Below are 16810 nucleotides of genomic sequence, written 5' to 3' on the forward strand. Positions count from 1 at the left end.
TATAACGGAAGCCTGCCCCCCGGCCAAGCCAGATTTTACGGGGCTTGCGGCCGGGTCAGGGCCAATGCCGCGCAGGATTGTCTGGCGATAAATTTCTGACTAATCAGTCGATTATATTCATCCAAATAGGAGGCAATATGAGGCCCGTTTGTGTCTAGCCAGCAATGCTCCCCGGAAAGCTTATTAAAAACTTTCCTGCCTTGTTGAACAGGAATTACCTGATCATCTTTGCTGTGCATCATCAGCGTCGGAATGTGGATTTGTGCTGCTTTATCCTGCGGGTCCCAGTCTGATGGGATCAACCAGGTGGCCGGAACAAAGATCCAGCCCAGCCAGCTACTTGTCAGTGCCGTGCGGGCAATTTCCGGGAATCCGGCAAACGGTGCCTCTAACACCAACGCCTGCACTTGATAACGCTCTCCCGCCTCGACAACAAAATTAACCGCCAGCGCCGCACCAATGCTTTGCCCCACTACCACCAGCTCTTTAGCCGGATAAGTCTGACGAATCCAGGCCGCTGCGGCTTCAATATCCTGCAGCACACTCGGCATCATCGCCTGCCCTTCCGATGCGCCAAAGCCGCGATAATCCAGTGCCAGCACATCAATGCCCTGCTCTGGCATCCAGGCAACACTGCGCACATGGCTGCTGATATTTTCGGCATTGCCATGCAAATACAGCACAACCTGATTGCCTTGCGAGGTTGAGCCCTGAGCCGGAATCCACCAGGCGTGTAAACCAGTGCCATCGGCGGCGCTCAGCCACACATCCTCATATTCCAGGCCGAGGTTAGCCGGAGTCTGAATCCAGACTTCCTGCGGATAAAAATACAAGGATGTCAGCGACGTGCAGCCGCTCAGCAGCACCATAAGAGTGGCACTGAACAGGGCTTTAGAAATACCAAACAAACGATAACTTCCCTTCATTTACGCCTTGCACACCTCGGGCGTTATCATCCTGAGAGGTGAATAATTGACGTTCAAAGCCCAAACGTAATTGGCTGTTAGCGGTAATTTCGGTACCAATCTGCCAGCTGAGAGAACGACGCACCGGGTTATCGTGTGATACCAGCGGTTGCCAGTTCAGCTCCAGATTGTGCTGAAGTTTCTGAGTTTGTAATAACCAACCCAAGCGTGGCCCGGCGGATAGCTGAAAGCCCTGATCAAATTGATTATCCGCCAGCAGCTGTGTCTCGCCGAGGCCATAAAACCGCCCGGCGGATGTCAGATAACTCTTACCAAAGCCAACCTTCAGATAAGTAAACAACTCGGCCTCTTGTTGTTTAAAACGATCCAGACCAAAGCTCACCGACCAGGCAGTTGGATTCTGGAATAAGGTTTGGTGGCTGAGTGACAATACATCAACAATCTTAAATTGCTGCAACCGCAGTGATTGTTCATCGTGCCAGTAACGGAAATCCATTAACCCCATCTGAATCTGCGACCCGGGGACAAAACCATTGGGTAAATCCATCACATCGTGATACGCAATGCGCCAGCTGAATTCACTGAAGGTTTTATCATCACTTTCACCCAGGGCGACGTGCAGTCGTTGGGTTAGATGCCCCTGGTCATCACGCATAGCAGGTTCCGGCATGGCTTCAAAATGACTGTCACTGTCGATTTTGCTGCGCGCCGATAATAATTGCAGGGTGCGTTTACGTAATGCCGGGCTGGACTGTTTTTTCTTAATGGCCAGATAACGGGCATAAGCATGGGCTAATTCCAGCGCCCGGGCTTTTTGCTGCTCGGTCAAGGGTGCCAGCAAGATCTGAATATCATCGTCACTTTCGACTAACTGCTTTGCTATCTGCTGCACCTCGTCTGACGATTGAGCGCCTTTAAATTCCAGAGCCGTCGCAGCAGACGGGCGATACAGGGAGTCGGCAACAAAGCCTCGTTGTTGCAGAGAGCGTACGGTATCAACCGGCACCGCTTTAAATAAAAAATCGTCAGCAACATCCGAGCGTTCACTCGCGGCATCCAACAGGGCTAATAAACGATAAGAGCAGTTTTCGTCAAAGAAGAAATAATCAAATTCAGCGTCTTTGGCTTCCCACACATGGCGGGCAAATTGTTGCACTTCGTCGGGAGTAAACGTCAGCGGATATTCCCACACATCGCGGTATTCCATGTGCTGATATTCGTTGGTTTTTACATAATACGGCAACACCGACAGAATGCCGGGGTAACCACCGGCCAGCCCTTTGTAGCTGAACACCAGCTCATTATCGCTGGGGTCAGCATTGGCGGCAAAATTCACGCTGTAAGATAATAATTTACTCTTGCTCTCGTCTTTACGGTCCATGCGCACCAGAGTATGACCATACATGGACGACGGGGAATTAATGTGAGATGCGGGAAAAATCAGCGTTAATGAGTGAGCCTGTAACTCGTTTAGCCAGGCATCCAGTTCAGAGCATGGCTGATCCTGAAAATGACCTTCCGGAAATTGTGATTTCAACCAAAAATAACGGGCCGGAAACTGGCATTGTGCCGATAAATTATCGGCCAGGTTAACGACTTTAAATGCCTGATAATTGGCGCGAAGTTCTGCCAGAAAATCGTATTTACCGCGATTGGATAAAAAGAAGCTGGGGTCATCATTCTGACTGATCACTTGTTGACTAAACGGATGACGACGCACGTGCAATAAATGCAGCCACTGTTTTTTTTGTGCCAGCTCCGCCAGCCTTGCCTCACTATCGTGCGGTACGACACCCAACTGCTCCTGCGCTACACCACTGGTGCTGAACATCAACAAAAGTAAGCTTTTAACCAACAACCGTATACAACTCATTTAACTACCGAAAACAGCAACCTGTCCTTGTGATCGTTTTACAATAAAAAAGCGCGACAGATATAAATCTGACGCGCCTTTTTTTACGTTTTTGCTAAAACCGGGGAATTAACCCAGGTATTTTTTCAGCTCAACGTCTTGCGCCATAGCAGCAGTCATTGCGTCATAAGCAGTACCAGAAGTACCTTCTGCAGCAAAGATTGCATCAAAGTTGGTTTGCATAGTGCGGTTAAATGCTGCAGTGTCCTGAGCTTCAACACCCATGATTTCTGCAAGTGCTGCCAGAGTTTCGCCCTGACCTTTTGCAGAATCCAGAGCCAGCTGATCCATGTTGTCGTCCATAAAAGACTGAGCGTGAGCCAATGGGCCATTAGCCGCTTCACAACCCAAAGTACCGGAAGTCATACCAAAAGTTTGGTTACCAGAAGTACCGTTGGTGGTTGCTGCCAGAACGTGCTCATGCCATTCGTCTGCATCTTTAAACACAACCGCTGTACCTAAACCACAACCCGCTGGGCTGCTTGCGAAAGCCATCGTGGAAGAAGTTACCAGAATTGCGCCTGCAATTAATTTTTTCATGGACAATATCCTTGTTCGATCAAAATTTTTAAATCAGCATTTCGGTTAAATACTGAGATTGGTAACACTAGACGCTTTGTTTTTGGCTGTCTACCACCAACATCACTTTGATGCTGTTTAACGTTTTGTTTCTAGCCGCCGGTTTTATTTTATGGCAGCCTTAGCGTCAGTGTTAAAGCATAATGTAACCCGCCTTTTCTTAACCTCACTTAAACGTGAGTGCAATTACCAGTAACGCGAGTGTATTTTGTCCGTTTCTTCCAATGCGGTATTTACCGTCAGCCAGCTTAACCAGCGTGCCAAGCAACTATTAGAAATATCCTTTGCTGCGGTGCGGGTTGAAGGTGAAATATCCAATCTGTCGCGCCCTTCTTCCGGGCACTGGTATTTCACCTTAAAAGATCAGGGTGCCCAGGTACGTTGCGCTATGTTTCGTTCCCGCGTAGCAGGTGTTCGTTTTGGTGTGAAAGAAGGGGACAAGGTTGAATTACGCGCCAAAGTTTCGCTGTACGAAAACCGTGGCGATTATCAGCTGATTGTCGACGCCATGAAACCCGCCGGTGAAGGTGCATTACAACTGGCGTATGAGCAGTTAAAAAGTCGCTTAGCGGCTGAAGGGTTATTTGCTCAGGAATACAAAAAGCCGGTTCAGCCGGTTAGCCGGGTGGCGTTAATTACCTCACCCAGCGGCGCGGCGGTGCACGATATGCTGACGGTATTTAAACGCCGCAATCCATCCGTGCGTATTGATATTTATCCGACTCAGGTACAGGGCAAAGAAGCCACACCACAAATTGTCGCCGCCATCGAACGCGTCAATCGTGATGCCGCCTGGAATCAGGAAAATGGCCCGCAAGCCATTATTGTTGGTCGTGGTGGTGGCTCACTGGAAGACTTATGGTGCTTTAACGAAGAAGCCGTTGCCCGGGCTATTTTTCACTCGCAGCTGCCGGTTGTCAGCGCCGTAGGCCATGAAACCGACGTTACCATCGCTGATTTTGTTGCTGATGTGCGCGCTCCAACGCCGTCGGCTGCGGCCGAATTATTAAGCGCAGACCGCTCCATTGCACACAACCAGTTCCAGCAGTTAAAGCAACGCTTGTCTCAGGCAACGCTTAATCAGCTGCGCCAGAAACAGCAGACGCTGAATTTTTTATTTAATCGCCTGCGAACACCACAACAACAGCTGCAATCCGCCGCACAACGACTTGACCAGTTAGAGCTACGCCTGCAATCAGCCTGGAACAACCAGCAAAGCCAGCGCAGTCATCAGTTACAACAACTGGATCAACGGGTGCTGCATCAGCATCCGGTGCGCCAGTTGAACACCTACCAGAATCAGCTGTCGAATCTGGAAAAGCAGCTGCAGCAAACGATTCAACAACGTCTGAATACCGCTCAGCAAGCCTTACAGCAGCAGGTCCAGCTGTTGCAGTCGCTCAGTCCGCTGCAGGTGCTGGCACGGGGCTACTCTCTGACGCAACAAGCGGATGGCCGTGTGATTGATGACGCCGCACAGGTGAAACCTGGTGAGCGCATTCAAACCCGATTACATCAAGGCTGGCTGGATTGCGAAGTGATTGAGTCACATTCGGATAGCGAGTTGGCCAATAAAGACTAAAATCAATGACTGAGACATTACGCGTATTTTGGGAGTCGATATGTCGAAGCGTTTTACCGTAATTTTCCGATATGGCCTGTTGGCCTGCTTAACAGCATTCATCAGCACGATCAGCCATGCCATCGAGCTGCCCAGAGAGCACCGTATTCCCGGGGGCATCGCCATCATTGACCTTGGCACTCAAGCAGAGACTCCGGTGGTTACCTTTAATGGCCAACATGTGATGACCGTCAAACACCCGGATGGTCATTGGCAGGCATTAGTCGGCATTCCTCTGCATCAGACGCCCGGTCAGACCCAGCTTGTGGTCGATGATCAGCCCCACCCGTTTGCTATCTCCGACTACCCCTATAAAGAGCAACGCCTGACCGTTGCCAGAAAACACGTCCAGCTATCCGATAAAAACCTGCAGCGGGTGCGTCAGGAAAAGCAGCAGATACAAGCCGCCTTTCAACAGCATTCTGCCTCACAGCCCTTTCAACGATTTGACTGGCCGGTTGCCGGGCCACTAACCAGCCCTTTTGGCCTGAAACGCTTTTTTAACGATCAGCCACGTAAGCCACACAGCGGGCTGGACATTGCCGCACCAACCGGCACGCCAATTGTTGCTCCGGCATCCGGCACCGTGATTCTGACCGGTGACTTTTTCTTTAATGGCAACACCGTTTTTATTGATCATGGTGCCGGCCTGATCAGTATGTATTGCCATCTGGACAGCATTCAGGTGGAACAGGGAGCGCAGCTGCAACGCGGCCAGAGCTTCGGCACTATTGGTGCAACCGGGCGGGTCACCGGCCCACACCTGCACTGGAGCGTCAGCCTGAATAATGCCCGGGTGAACCCGCGTCTGCTTCTGGCTCAGGACAAGCAGCCATGAGCCTCAAAGACTTACCCAACCCAGGTACGTCAGCAACCATGGCAGTTAAAGGTGCAGCCTGTGGTTTGCGCCCGGACCTTGATGAAATGACTCAGGACACCGGCTTTGACTTTTCTGGCGCTAAATATTTTTTAGATAAAAATCAGTCAGTTACATTCGAAACAATAAAGAATGTAAAAGACACAAAAAAGATCGGGGATTGACGTGTCAAAGCGCCGCTGACGTCTATACTGGTGCTATTGATTAATTCCCGATGCGTCCATGAAAAAGAAGATCTCCATTCACCAGCTGCGTCCTGATATGTACGTTGCAGACCTGAACTGTGACTGGATTCCCCACCACAATTACCAGAAAGAAGGCCGGATTCCGAACCAAGCCACTATCAACCAGCTGATCAGCCGCGGCATCAAGGATGTATATATCGATCCGTCCCGTGGGTTGGATGTTGACGATGCCATCCCGGAAACTGAAGTAGCCCATCACAATCAGCAAAAACTCGACCAGGCCGCCGCCACGCTGACGCCCGACACTCAACATAAGGTGTCGGCTCAGGAAGAAATGCGCAAAGCCGGCAAAATCCACAACGAAGCCAAAAGCCTGGTCACCAACGTATTGCAGGATGTTAAAACCGGCAAAGCGATTGATGTTGAAGCGTTTGATGTTCTGGCCGATGGCATGGTCGATTCGGTATTACGCAATCATAACGCTCTGGCTTGTCTCGGCCGCATTCGTGAAAAAGACAACTACCTGCTGGAACACTCGGTTAATCTGGCCGTGTTAATGGGGATTTTTGCCCGGGATATGAAGCTTGACCGGGACACCATGCATCAGGCAGTAGTCGGCGCCATGCTGCACGATATCGGCAAGGTGATGATTCCCGATGAGGTTTTGCATAAACCTGGCAAGCTCACCGACGACGAGTTTGCCATTATGCGCCAGCATGTCGTGCATAGCCGCGAATTACTGAAGAAAACACCGGGCATTAAGCCGCTCACCGTTCAGGTTGCGGCGCAACACCACGAACGTATTGATGGCAGTGGCTATCCACTGGGGTTACACGGCTGTGATATTTGCCGCGAAGGCAAAATGGTAGCGATTGCTGATGTATACGATGCGATTACCGCCGACCGGGTGTATCACAAAGGTTTACCGCCTACCGCTGCACTCAAAAAGCTGCTGGAATGGAGTGGCACCCATCTGGAAGAACAACTGGTTCACCGCTTTATCCGTTCGATGGGCATTTACCCGGTAGGATCCTTGGTGAAGCTGAAAAGTGAACGGCTGGCCATTGTTGAAGAAGCCGGAGAAAAAGATCAGCGTCTGCCGATTGTGCGGGTGATTTATCACGCCAGAAACCGCCAATACCTTCCGGCTGAAATTATTGATCTGAGCCGCCCCAGCTGTCAGGACGAAATTGTTCAGGCGGTTGATCCGGCGCGCTGGGGCATTCGTCTGAATGATTTCCTCGGCATCTGACAGCTCTCCCCTTGAAAAACCCGCGCCCTGCTATCAGGACGCGGCTTTCTGCGCTTCCAATAAATCAATTTTGGCCTGTATATGATCCGGAATCGACGGTGCATCAAACTGTCGGGTATTACCGTGAATCACATCCAGCATGGCTGATAGACTGCGCACCCGGCCACCTTGCAACAGCGCTACCCGGGCGATGGCCACCGCATGTAACTGACCAGCCACCAGAAACTTATGCTCCAGATACAGGTATTTGCGATCCCAGTGCAATAACTCAGAGGTGACCTGCACCTTTGCAAACGGCTTAATCTCGCGAATAAAGGTCACCGTCTGGCTCGCCAGCACCGAGCGCCAACCCTGTTTAATAAACAAGGGCGTGGCACCCAGCTCAATAAAATAGCGCGTCCGCATCAAGTCCAGCCAGGCCGGATAACGGCCATTGGTTAAATGCAGATTCAGATCACAATCCCACGGCATCACCCAGAATTCATGTTGGCGAATACCTAACGGGCCTGGCCTTGGTTGCCCGGGCGCCGGCTTCCAAGGCCTTTGGGCCAGCAGCATCAGATAACGAATCAGTTGGATCATTTAGCCTGCACTCCTCTTAAACCTTCCTCTGTCTCATTAAGCCTTCCTGGGCGACGGAAGCCACGATTTCACCCTGCTGGTTAAAGATCTGCCCCCGGCAAAATCCGCGGGCACCACCGGCATTGGGGCTGTCCATGGCATACAGCAGCCAGTCATCCATACGGAATGGCCGATGAAACCAAACGCTGTGATCCAGACTGGCGACCTGCATATCCTTTTGTGCCACCGACACACCGTGCGGCTGCAATGCGGTAGTAATCAGATTGAAATCACTGGCATAAGCTAACAGTCGGGCGTGTTGGTTAACATCATCACTGAGCGCACCATTGGTCTTCATCCAGGCGTATTTCACCGGCTCAGTGACTTGTGGGGCAAAAATATTGACTGGGTTCAGTACCCGGTTTTCGATCGGTTTGTCGGCGGTGTAAATACTCCGCACCCGCTCCGGAAAATGCTCCTGCATCATACGGCTCAGTTCCAGCTGCGACGGAATGCCCTGTGGCCCGTTAACCTCTGGCATGCTGGCTTGATGCACAAAGCCTTCCTCCGGGTGCTGAAACGAAGCCATCATGGTCAGAATGGCCTTACCATTCTGGCTGGCTTTAATCTGGCGGGTAGCAAACGAGCGACCATCACGTAACACATCCACTTCAAACTCGATTGGGTCGGTGACATTACCCGGGCGCAGAAAATAGGCATGCAGCGAGTGAGGGTTCCAGTTTGAATCGGTTAAGGTCTGAATCGCCGCCGATAAGCTCTGACCCAACACCTGACCACCAAACAAATTACGGAAACCAAGATCCTGGCTATGGCCACGAAAGCGGTTCACGCCAATAGGCTCCAGCCGTAACAGCTCAACCAACTGTGTTAACACCTCACTCATACTCGCCTCATTATTTATTTTTTTGTGATTATCAGCCGAATACGCCATTCATGTACAGAATGACTTTTTAGCTGGTTCTAACGGCTACAGATGCACCTTTAGCCACAATCCGTATAATGGCCGGCCTTTTTCTCCTAACCTATTTACAACGACACGCGGCACCCAAACCATGGCAGACATCAAAATTTATCAGCATCAGGTCAACCCGGAACACTACCCGGAGTTACTGGAGGCCAAAGCACAACGTCTGCGTCAGCTGTTTGCTGAGTTTCAGCCGCCAGCGCTGGAGGTGCATGGCAGTGCACCACAACACTTCCGTCTGCGCGCTGAGTTTCGCTTATGGCACGAAGGTGACCGCTGCTTTTATGCTATGTCGGAGCCGGGTGATAAAAACACCAAGTACGAAGTTAAAGAATTTCCGATTGCCAGCCAGCTGATTCACAAACTGATGGCCGAGGTGCTGGATGCCATCATGCCAAACGAGCTGCTGCGTCGTCGTTTGTTTCAGGTGGAGTTCTTAACCACCTTAAGTGGCGATGCCGTTATCACCCTGATTTACCACAAGCAGCTGGATGACGAATGGCAGGCCGAAGCCGAAAAGCTGCAACAGCAGCTGGGTTTCCCGATTATTGGCCGTGCCCGCAAGCAGAAACGGGTACTGCAGCGAGATTATGTCACCGAGCAATTGCAGGTCGACGGTCAGACCTTCAGCTACCGCCAGATTGAAGGTGGCTTTACCCAGCCTAACGGTGAAATGAATCAGCAAATGCTAAGCTGGGCGCGTGCGGTTTCGGAAGATTTTGACGGCGATTTATTAGAGCTGTATTGCGGCAATGGCAATTTCTCCATTGCGCTGGCGGATAAATACAACAAGGTGCTGGCCACCGAAATTTCAAAAACCTCAGTAAATGCCGCACAAGAAAATATTCGCGCCAATAACGTCGATAATTTAATTATTGCGCGTTTATCCAGCGAGGAATTTGTTCAGGCATTACGTGGCGAGCGGAAATTCTCACGCTTAGACGGTGTTAACCTTGAGGACTATCAGTTTAATACCGTGCTGGTCGATCCTCCACGTGCGGGTCTGGATGACGAATCAGTTAAGCAGGTGCAGCAGTACGATAATATTATTTATATTTCCTGCAACCCGAATACCCTGCAGCAAAACCTGCAAACCTTGTGTCAGACCCATGATATCCAGCGCTTTTCCTTATTTGACCAATTCCCCTACACCGACCATATCGAAACCGGTGTGGTATTAGTGCGTAAAAACCAGGCCTAACTGAGAAGCCAAAATAGAAAACCATAAACATGTCAAACTTTAACGAATTAAACATCAGTAAGGCACAAATCGAAAACCTGAATAAGCTGGGTTATCAATCCATGACTGATATTCAGGCACAAGCGCTGCCACTGGCCTTAAAAGGCAAAGATATTATTGCTCAAGCAAAAACCGGCAGTGGTAAAACCGCAGCGTTTTCACTGGCGATTCTGGATAACATTAACCCACGATTTTTTGGTGCTCAGGCACTGGTACTCTGCCCTACTCGTGAATTGGCGACTCAGGTAGCTCAGGAAATCCGTAAACTGGCGCGTCATATTGCCAATATTAAAGTGGTGATTTTATCCGGTGGCCAACCAATTGGCCCTCAAATAGGCTCGTTATCCCACGGTGCTCATATTGTTGTGGGTACACCAGGGCGGATCAAAGACCACCTGCGTAAACAAACCTTAAAAATTGATCAGGTAAAAACTCTGGTGCTGGACGAAGCCGACCGTATGTTGGATATGGGCTTCCGCGATGATATTGAAGATATTGCCGCGCATACACCAGAGAAGCGCCAGACCTTATTATTTTCCGCCACTTATCCGGAAAATATTGAACAGCTGAGCAAACACTTACAATATGAGCCGCAATCCATTCGTATTGCCGACACTCACGATCAGAAAAAAATCCAGCAACAATTATTTGTGTGCCCGCGTTCTGAAAAAATTGAAACTCTGAAAAAAGTGTTATCTTTTTTTGATATTCAACAAGCGGTGATTTTCTGTAATACCAAACAGGTGGTGCAGGAAGTGGCGCAGGCGTTACAGGATTTACGTTGCAGTGCCATGGCGCTGCAAGGTGATATGGATCAGAAAGACCGAGACCGGGTATTAATCCGCTTTAAACAGCAGAGTGCAAATTTCTTAATTGCCACTGATGTCGCCGCTCGGGGTTTAGATGTCGATGATCTGGAATATGTGATCAACTTTGATCTGCCACGCGATACCGATGTCTATGCTCACCGTATTGGCCGTACCGGCCGGGCGGATAAATCCGGTATTGCCATCAGCATCGCCACCGATAAAGAACAATACAAAATTGATGCAATTAACGAGCACCCGGTGGGTGATCTGCATCAGGATCAGACCTTAACCGCAGAGCAAGCCACAACCATTACCCCCATGCCGTATGTCAGCCTCTGCCTGCAAGCGGGTCGTAAAGATAAATTACGCCCAGGGGATATTCTTGGCGCTCTTACGAATAATGGTGGTATCGATGGTAAAGCGGTGGGCAAGATTGATGTACTCGAATACGTTGCCTATGTGGCGGTTGAGCGTGATCAGGCCAAATTTGCTTTAGAGCATTTGCAACAAAGCCGCATTAAAGGCCGCAAAATTAAAGTGCGCAAGGCTTGACCTCCAGGCCAACTTTACTCATAAAGGCTGCCATCCAATAAAAACAAAGCTCCCATCAGAGCTTCTCAGGAGGCAGCCATGACTCATCAGGCATTCACATCGTTCACTCTGCCCTGCGGCCAGACCATTAAAAACCGTATTACCAAAGCCGCCATGGAAGAAAATATGGCAACCTCCGGGCAATTGCCGGGTGATGAGTTGTTTCGTCTTTACGAGCGCTGGGCCAATGGCGGTACCGGGTTATTAATTACCGGTAATGTGATGGTCAGCGCGCGGGCGTTAACCGGCCCGGGTGGCATTGTGTTGGAAAAAGATAGCGAGCTGGCACCGTTTAAAACCTGGGCGCAAACCGCAAAACAAAACAACACCCGCGTCTGGATGCAGATTAATCATCCGGGTCGTCAGGTCTATGCTGCGATGGGTGGTGATGTGTTATCACCGTCGGATATTGCGTTGGATATGGGCAAGCACTCAAAATTATTTGGCCAGCCCCGTGCGATGACCGCTCAGGATATCCAGGCCTTAGTTCAGTCGTTTGCGGATACCGCCCTGCAAGCTGAAACAGCCGGGTTTGATGGGGTGCAGATTCATGCCGCCCACGGTTATTTAATTTCGCAGTTTTTATCACCGCTCACCAATAAGCGCGATGACCAGTATGGTGGCACGATCGAAAACCGGATGCGGGTGTTAATTGAGGTAATTGAAGCTGTTCGTGCGGTCGTCTCTAACGAGTTTGCCGTGAGCGTCAAAATGAACTCCGCCGATTTTCAGCGCGGTGGCTTTGATGCCGACGATGCCAAAGCCGTGGTGGAAGCATTAAACCGCTTGCCGGTCGATCTGCTGGAATTATCCGGCGGTAGCTACGAGAGCCCAGCCATGCAGGGGCGTACCGCCGATGGCCGCACGCTGGAACGTGAGGCGTACTTCCTGCAATTTGCCAAAGCGATTGCTGATGTTGCCACCCTACCCGTGATGACCACCGGTGGTATTCGTCGCCTGAAAGTGGCTGAGCAGGTTCTGGATCAGGGCTTCGATATGGTGGGTATTGCCACGGCGTTGGCGATGGAGCCCGCCCTGCCGGATATGTGGCAACAACAGCCTCAGGCCAGCGCGGACGAAGTCCGGGTTAATTGGAAAGATAAAACCCTGAGTGCGCTGGCGGTAATGGCCATTACCCGACGCCAGTTGCAGCGTATGGGCGCGGGAAAACAGCCTAAGCCGTCGGTGTCGCCGTTGTTTTCCTTGATCCGTGACCAGATGCGGCTGAAAAAACTGACCAAGCGCTATCAGCAATTTTTACAGAATCAGGCATAATTATCCGATCAATCAAAAAGGAGTCACTTATGTTGCGTCGAATGCTTGTGTTGCCGGTTTTAGCCTTAGCGCTGATTGGCTGTAGCAGCAATACCAAACTGGTAAACAGCTGGGCCGCGCCTGCCGGTACATCAACCACCAGCAAGGATGAAAAACTGATTATGGTGTTTGCACTGGCGAAAGAAGAGCAAAACCGCATGGCGATGGAAGACACCATGGTAAAAGAGCTGCAAAATAGTGGTTTTGCCGCCATCACCAGCTATAGCAAATTAGGCAAGGATTACGACCCACGTGATAAAGAGCCGGAAGATGTAAAACTGGAAGTGGGTCAGCATGCGAATCATGCGCTGATTCTGGCGTTAATCGAACAACAAAATAATGTTGAATACGTTGAAGGCGAAACCATTTATGTACCACGTGTAAGCCACTCAGGGCGTTTTGCGCAGGTGTATGGCGGCATGTACGACGTGGTTCATGAGCCAGGTTATTACAATAAAGAAACCACCTATGAAGTGATCAGCAACTTATATCAGCTGGCACCCGAGCCGCTGATATGGTCGGCCACAACCGACACCGTGAATCCGGAATCCATGCGCGAAGCCGTTGAAGGTATCGCGCATACGGTGGCCAAACAGTTGCAAAACGATCTGCATTAAACAGAGAGATACATTAAACAGCCGGGGAGTTATCGGTCAGTTCTGGTAAAAAATAATTTTCCCAAAGCTGCTGATAACGCTGTTTATGCCAGCCGATATGGCCAATACGTTTCTGGTTAATATCGGCTGGTGATATCTGAATTTGCTTTTGTGGTGCTGCGGTAAAAAACTCATGCAACAGGCGCACATTTTTTAATGACATCATGTCGTCATCAGTAAAAGCCAACGACGTCATTGGCATTTTTGCTTCAGCAAAATTCTGACGTAACCAATCACCCTCATAGCCCACTGCGTATTCCTTTTTCAGGCACCAACGCCGCCACTGCATAATCACCCCTTTGGGTAAATCACACATAATTTTCAGTTTATCACCGGGAAAATAGCCCAACAGCGGAGCCGTCACTGGCACCAGAAAATACCATAAAAACCAGGCAACACGTTTTGTTGGTGCCGCGTTATACCACCAGGTTCCGGTTCCGGCACCAACGGTAATAGCCCGGTCGATTGCACTGGTATCTTCCATAAAGCCCAGCATATGGGCTCCAACACTATGACCAATCCAGGTAATTTTCTGCTCGGGATAATGCTGCTGAGCAAATTCCAGAACAGCCGGACAATCGTACTTTGCCCAGCTTAGTTTATCGCTTTTGCTGTATTTCACATGCCGGTCAACAGACAAGCCAATACCATCATAATCAAAGGTAATTGCGGCATAACCGTGATCACTCAACCAGAGTGCAAAGTCATCGTATAAATACTGCGCAACCCCGGTTGCTGGTGCAACAATACAGACCCCCTGATGCTTAATATTTTCCTGCACCGGAAAAACCCGGGCAACAATACTGTGACCGCCACGGGTCATCAGTTCATATGTAATCGACATAATATTTTTCGCTCAGAAACGTTTCAGAATAAAATTAAGGAACTTCAGTACAGTGGCTATTTCGTCCTGTGAAAAGTGTGCTTCAAACTGCTGGTTTAATTGCTGAATATAAGGCGCAAGGCTGTTGGCTTTCTCTATTCCTTGTGCAGTTGGGTATAAACGCATCGCCCGTGCATCGTCTGCACAAGGCTTGCGTTGCAGCAGATTGTTTTTTTCCATCCGGGAGATTAATCCGGTAACGGCGGGTTTTTTAAGCCCCAGCGCCACGGTCAGATCTTTCTGTACACAGCCGGTGTGTTTGCAGATGTACATCAGAGCCGCTAATTGTGTCACTGAGGCATCCAGTTGCTCTTCACACACCTGATCAACGTGATTAAACAGCTTACGCTGCGCCATATTCAGCAAAAAAAATAATCGCTTATCCAAAAATTCGTCTCTCTGATCATTAATACTTAGTTCGCACACAAACCATATTAGTTCGCACACAAACCATATTAGTTCACATACAAACCAAATGACAAGTAATCTCTCTGAAATCATTATCTAAAGAGTTTTCATACCTGATTAATCAGTGCTTAAGCAGCAGGCTGATACTGATTGCGATACAAACCAGCACCGTCATATAACGAATAAATCCCACCCCTTGTTTTAACGCCGCTCCCGCCCCCAAGCGAGCACCAATGGCCTGCCCTACTGCCATCGCCAAACCAACCTGAAACAAAATCTGACCGGAAAGAATAAACACCCCCAGCGACACAATATTGGTGGTGAAATTCAGCAACTTTGCGTGAGCGGTGGCCTGGATCAGGTTCATGCCCCGCAGTTTGCTGTAACCCAAACTTAAAAAGGTGCCGGTGCCGGGGCCAAAAAAGCCGTCATAAACCCCGACTCCGGTAGCAACGGTGGCATTAAAGGTTGCCGGCTTTAAGGTTTCTTTTCCCGAGGTTTTACCAAAATTACGGGCCAGTAATAAATACACGGCAATGGCGATTAATCCATAAGGCATTACCTGAACCAATAACGCACTGTCGAATAACTGGATCGCAATCGCGCCGATGACAGCGCCGACGGCCGTCGCAACAATCGCCCATTTTTGCTCTTTGGGAGAGACCAGTTTTTCTCGCACAAAAAAACGTGTGGCGGTAAAGCTGCCAAAACACGCCTGCAATTTATTCGTCGCAATGGCCTGTACCGGAGGCACGCCCGCAAACAATAAAGCCGGGATGGTTAACAACCCCCCCCCACCTGCAACGGCATCAATAAAACCGGCCGCCATTGCCACTGCGGCCAATAACGCTAATATTTCCCAGCTAAATTCCAGCATTCGACCACCGCTTAAACGCGTTATACAAACGCACTGCGATTACGGTATTCATGGGCCGGATAACATCCCAATAAACGTAAATCACGAGAGAAGTGTTCCAGTTCTTCCAGCGCATGCACCATTGCTGGCTGCTGCGGGTGAGCCAGTACATCCAGATGAAAATGGCTGGCTTCCATGGTGCCGCCATCCATATAACTTTCCAGCTTAATCATGTTGATGCCATTGGTGGCAAAACCACCCAACGCTTTATACAGCGCCGCCGGAATATTCCGCACCGCAAATAACATACTGGTGATGTAGGTTTCTTCAGGCAGGTATTCCTGATGCTGCGGCTCTCGGCTAAATACCAGAAAACGCGTGGTATTACCCATGACATCCTGAAAGTTTTCATGCAATACCTCCAGGCTATACAGCTCAGCAGCCAGCTTGGAGGCAATGGCTGCACGGTTGCGGTTCTGGGACTCATTACCCGCCTGGCTAAGCTTTTCCGCCTCCATGGCGGTATCGAGCATGGCGATGGGTTTCATACCCAGATTAATAATACGCTGATGGCATTGCGCTAAGGCCTGAGGGTGAGAGGCGACCTCTTCAATTTCAGTCAGTTTGACGCCAGGCAAGGCCAGCAAGCAATGATTCACCGGCTCAAAGTGCTCACCGATGACATGCAATTGCGTCCGCGGAATTAAACGATAAATCTCTTCTACCCGCCCGGCAGTGGAGTTTTCCAGCGGAATCATGGCACGGTCAGCAAAGCCGTTGGACACCAGATCTAACGCCGACAGAAAATCTTCACAAGCTACCGCCTCCCAATCCGGGAAGACTTTACGGCACGACAAATGTGAATAGGCACCGGCAGTTCCTTGGTACGCAACACGGCGTGAACCGTCATTTTCCTGGGTCATGGCTTCTTTTACCTCTTAACTCTTACCTCTACGAACGCATTCCACAAACGCATTCCACAAACGCTTCTCACAATGGCTACGCACCAAAAAGAAGCATTAAAACAAAACTGTATTTTAACCATCCGACCAGTGCACCATAATAGAGCAAGCAAACATAAATACAGTGAGCGATCCATGTCAGAAGGCTGATGCATTGTACGGTAATTCCATGCTTTCACCTTGGTTTATCGCA

Annotated in this window: 17 protein-coding genes; 8 read left to right on the top strand and 9 right to left on the bottom strand. The window is 49.9% G+C overall.

All coding sequences use genetic code 11. The features are described 5' to 3' along the window. Positions 1-35: 35 nt before the first annotated feature. The 3 genes from ACO05E_RS00560 to ACO05E_RS00570 form a co-directional block, all read right to left on the bottom strand. Entirely contained in the window at positions 36-926 is an 891-nt protein-coding gene (locus ACO05E_RS00560) for an alpha/beta hydrolase (RefSeq protein ID WP_419811059.1), read from the bottom strand. Continuing rightward, positions 892-2757, bottom strand: coding sequence for a DUF4105 domain-containing protein (locus tag ACO05E_RS00565; protein ID WP_419811060.1), 1866 nt, complete (start codon positions 2755-2757; stop codon positions 892-894). The genes ACO05E_RS00560 and ACO05E_RS00565 overlap by 35 nt, the downstream gene beginning before the upstream one ends. Positions 2758-2907: 150 nt before the next feature. Then, positions 2908-3378 (bottom strand): DUF3015 family protein, encoded by a 471-nt coding sequence (locus tag ACO05E_RS00570; protein WP_419811061.1) that lies wholly within the window; start codon positions 3376-3378, stop codon positions 2908-2910. A 247-nt stretch (positions 3379-3625) separates the two neighbouring features. On the opposite strand from ACO05E_RS00570, the gene xseA reads away from it, so the two are divergent. The 4 genes from xseA to ACO05E_RS00590 are packed head-to-tail and all read left to right on the top strand — an operon-like array spanning position 3626 to position 7352. Next, positions 3626-4999 carry an exodeoxyribonuclease VII large subunit gene (gene xseA / locus ACO05E_RS00575; RefSeq protein ID WP_419811062.1) on the top strand — a complete coding sequence of 458 codons (1374 nt, stop codon included), beginning with the start codon at positions 3626-3628 and terminating at the stop codon, positions 4997-4999. Positions 5000-5039: 40 nt separating this feature from the next. Then, entirely contained in the window at positions 5040-5876 is an 837-nt protein-coding gene (locus ACO05E_RS00580; RefSeq protein WP_419811063.1) for a peptidoglycan DD-metalloendopeptidase family protein, read from the top strand. Further along, positions 5873-6079: a hypothetical protein gene (locus ACO05E_RS00585; RefSeq protein ID WP_419811064.1), complete on the top strand. Its 207-nt coding sequence runs from the start codon at positions 5873-5875 to the stop codon at positions 6077-6079. The genes ACO05E_RS00580 and ACO05E_RS00585 overlap by 4 nt, the downstream gene beginning before the upstream one ends. 58 nt (positions 6080-6137) lie before the next feature. Then, the gene (locus ACO05E_RS00590; protein WP_419811065.1) at positions 6138-7352 is read left to right on the top strand and encodes an HD-GYP domain-containing protein; all 1215 of its coding nucleotides are present in this window, start codon (positions 6138-6140) and stop codon (positions 7350-7352) included. 33 nt (positions 7353-7385) lie between these two features. Here the strand turns inward: ACO05E_RS00590 and ACO05E_RS00595 are convergent, their stop codons facing one another. Beyond that, positions 7386-7934, bottom strand: a complete 549-nt coding sequence (locus ACO05E_RS00595; RefSeq protein WP_419811066.1) for a thioesterase family protein — start codon at positions 7932-7934, stop codon at positions 7386-7388. Between the two features lie 16 nt (positions 7935-7950). Beyond that, positions 7951-8817, bottom strand: a complete 867-nt coding sequence (locus ACO05E_RS00600; RefSeq protein WP_419811067.1) for an acyl-CoA thioesterase domain-containing protein — start codon at positions 8815-8817, stop codon at positions 7951-7953. A gap of 169 nt (positions 8818-8986) precedes the next feature. Between ACO05E_RS00600 and trmA the strand changes: the two genes are divergently transcribed. The 4 genes from trmA to ACO05E_RS00620 all read left to right on the top strand — a co-directional run bounded on the left by trmA (position 8987) and on the right by ACO05E_RS00620 (position 13469). Next, positions 8987-10099, top strand: coding sequence for a tRNA (uridine(54)-C5)-methyltransferase TrmA (gene trmA / locus ACO05E_RS00605; RefSeq protein WP_419811068.1), 1113 nt, complete (start codon positions 8987-8989; stop codon positions 10097-10099). A gap of 29 nt (positions 10100-10128) precedes the next feature. Further along, positions 10129-11499: an ATP-dependent RNA helicase DbpA gene (dbpA, locus tag ACO05E_RS00610; RefSeq protein WP_419811069.1), complete on the top strand. Its 1371-nt coding sequence runs from the start codon at positions 10129-10131 to the stop codon at positions 11497-11499. 78 nt (positions 11500-11577) lie between these two features. Next, positions 11578-12813 carry an NADH:flavin oxidoreductase/NADH oxidase family protein gene (locus tag ACO05E_RS00615; RefSeq protein ID WP_419811070.1) on the top strand — a complete coding sequence of 412 codons (1236 nt, stop codon included), beginning with the start codon at positions 11578-11580 and terminating at the stop codon, positions 12811-12813. Positions 12814-12842: 29 nt separating this feature from the next. Beyond that, positions 12843-13469: a hypothetical protein gene (locus ACO05E_RS00620; RefSeq protein WP_419811071.1), complete on the top strand. Its 627-nt coding sequence runs from the start codon at positions 12843-12845 to the stop codon at positions 13467-13469. Positions 13470-13482: 13 nt separating this feature from the next. On the opposite strand, the gene ACO05E_RS00625 is transcribed toward ACO05E_RS00620, so the two are convergent. The 4 genes from ACO05E_RS00625 to ACO05E_RS00640 form a co-directional block, all read right to left on the bottom strand. Continuing rightward, a complete protein-coding gene (locus ACO05E_RS00625; RefSeq protein ID WP_419811072.1) occupies positions 13483-14352 on the bottom strand; it encodes a serine aminopeptidase domain-containing protein in 870 nt (289 codons plus the stop codon). A gap of 12 nt (positions 14353-14364) precedes the next feature. Further along, complete coding sequence (locus ACO05E_RS00630; protein WP_419811073.1) at positions 14365-14778, bottom strand: MarR family winged helix-turn-helix transcriptional regulator; 414 nt, start codon at positions 14776-14778, stop codon at positions 14365-14367. Between the two features lie 142 nt (positions 14779-14920). After that, complete coding sequence (locus ACO05E_RS00635) at positions 14921-15676, bottom strand: TSUP family transporter (protein ID WP_419811074.1); 756 nt, start codon at positions 15674-15676, stop codon at positions 14921-14923. Positions 15677-15696: 20 nt separating this feature from the next. Further along, positions 15697-16578, bottom strand: coding sequence for a prephenate dehydratase (locus ACO05E_RS00640; RefSeq protein ID WP_419811075.1), 882 nt, complete (start codon positions 16576-16578; stop codon positions 15697-15699). Positions 16579-16810: the final 232 nt, after the last annotated feature.

The organism is Bacterioplanoides sp. (genome assembly GCF_965226395.1).
In the GTDB taxonomy this organism is placed as follows: domain Bacteria; phylum Pseudomonadota; class Gammaproteobacteria; order Pseudomonadales; family Oceanobacteraceae; genus Bacterioplanoides.

What these genes read in the sequence shown, in the direction of transcription:
- trmA (WP_419811068.1), top strand. Translation starts at nt 8,987, where the DNA reads ATGGCAGACATCAAAATTTATCAGCATCAGGTCAACCCGGAACACTAC.
- ACO05E_RS00635 (WP_419811074.1), bottom strand. Translation starts at nt 15,676, where the DNA reads ATGCTGGAATTTAGCTGGGAAATATTAGCGTTATTGGCCGCAGTGGCA.
- ACO05E_RS00595 (WP_419811066.1), bottom strand. Translation starts at nt 7,934, where the DNA reads ATGATCCAACTGATTCGTTATCTGATGCTGCTGGCCCAAAGGCCTTGG.
- ACO05E_RS00625 (WP_419811072.1), bottom strand. Translation starts at nt 14,352, where the DNA reads ATGTCGATTACATATGAACTGATGACCCGTGGCGGTCACAGTATTGTT.
- ACO05E_RS00570 (WP_419811061.1), bottom strand. Translation starts at nt 3,378, where the DNA reads ATGAAAAAATTAATTGCAGGCGCAATTCTGGTAACTTCTTCCACGATG.
- ACO05E_RS00600 (WP_419811067.1), bottom strand. Translation starts at nt 8,817, where the DNA reads ATGAGTGAGGTGTTAACACAGTTGGTTGAGCTGTTACGGCTGGAGCCT.
- ACO05E_RS00615 (WP_419811070.1), top strand. Translation starts at nt 11,578, where the DNA reads ATGACTCATCAGGCATTCACATCGTTCACTCTGCCCTGCGGCCAGACC.
- ACO05E_RS00580 (WP_419811063.1), top strand. Translation starts at nt 5,040, where the DNA reads ATGTCGAAGCGTTTTACCGTAATTTTCCGATATGGCCTGTTGGCCTGC.
- ACO05E_RS00565 (WP_419811060.1), bottom strand. Translation starts at nt 2,757, where the DNA reads ATGTTCAGCACCAGTGGTGTAGCGCAGGAGCAGTTGGGTGTCGTACCG.
- ACO05E_RS00620 (WP_419811071.1), top strand. Translation starts at nt 12,843, where the DNA reads ATGTTGCGTCGAATGCTTGTGTTGCCGGTTTTAGCCTTAGCGCTGATT.
- ACO05E_RS00640 (WP_419811075.1), bottom strand. Translation starts at nt 16,578, where the DNA reads ATGACCCAGGAAAATGACGGTTCACGCCGTGTTGCGTACCAAGGAACT.
- ACO05E_RS00585 (WP_419811064.1), top strand. Translation starts at nt 5,873, where the DNA reads ATGAGCCTCAAAGACTTACCCAACCCAGGTACGTCAGCAACCATGGCA.
- ACO05E_RS00560 (WP_419811059.1), bottom strand. Translation starts at nt 926, where the DNA reads ATGAAGGGAAGTTATCGTTTGTTTGGTATTTCTAAAGCCCTGTTCAGT.
- dbpA (WP_419811069.1), top strand. Translation starts at nt 10,129, where the DNA reads ATGTCAAACTTTAACGAATTAAACATCAGTAAGGCACAAATCGAAAAC.
- ACO05E_RS00590 (WP_419811065.1), top strand. Translation starts at nt 6,138, where the DNA reads ATGAAAAAGAAGATCTCCATTCACCAGCTGCGTCCTGATATGTACGTT.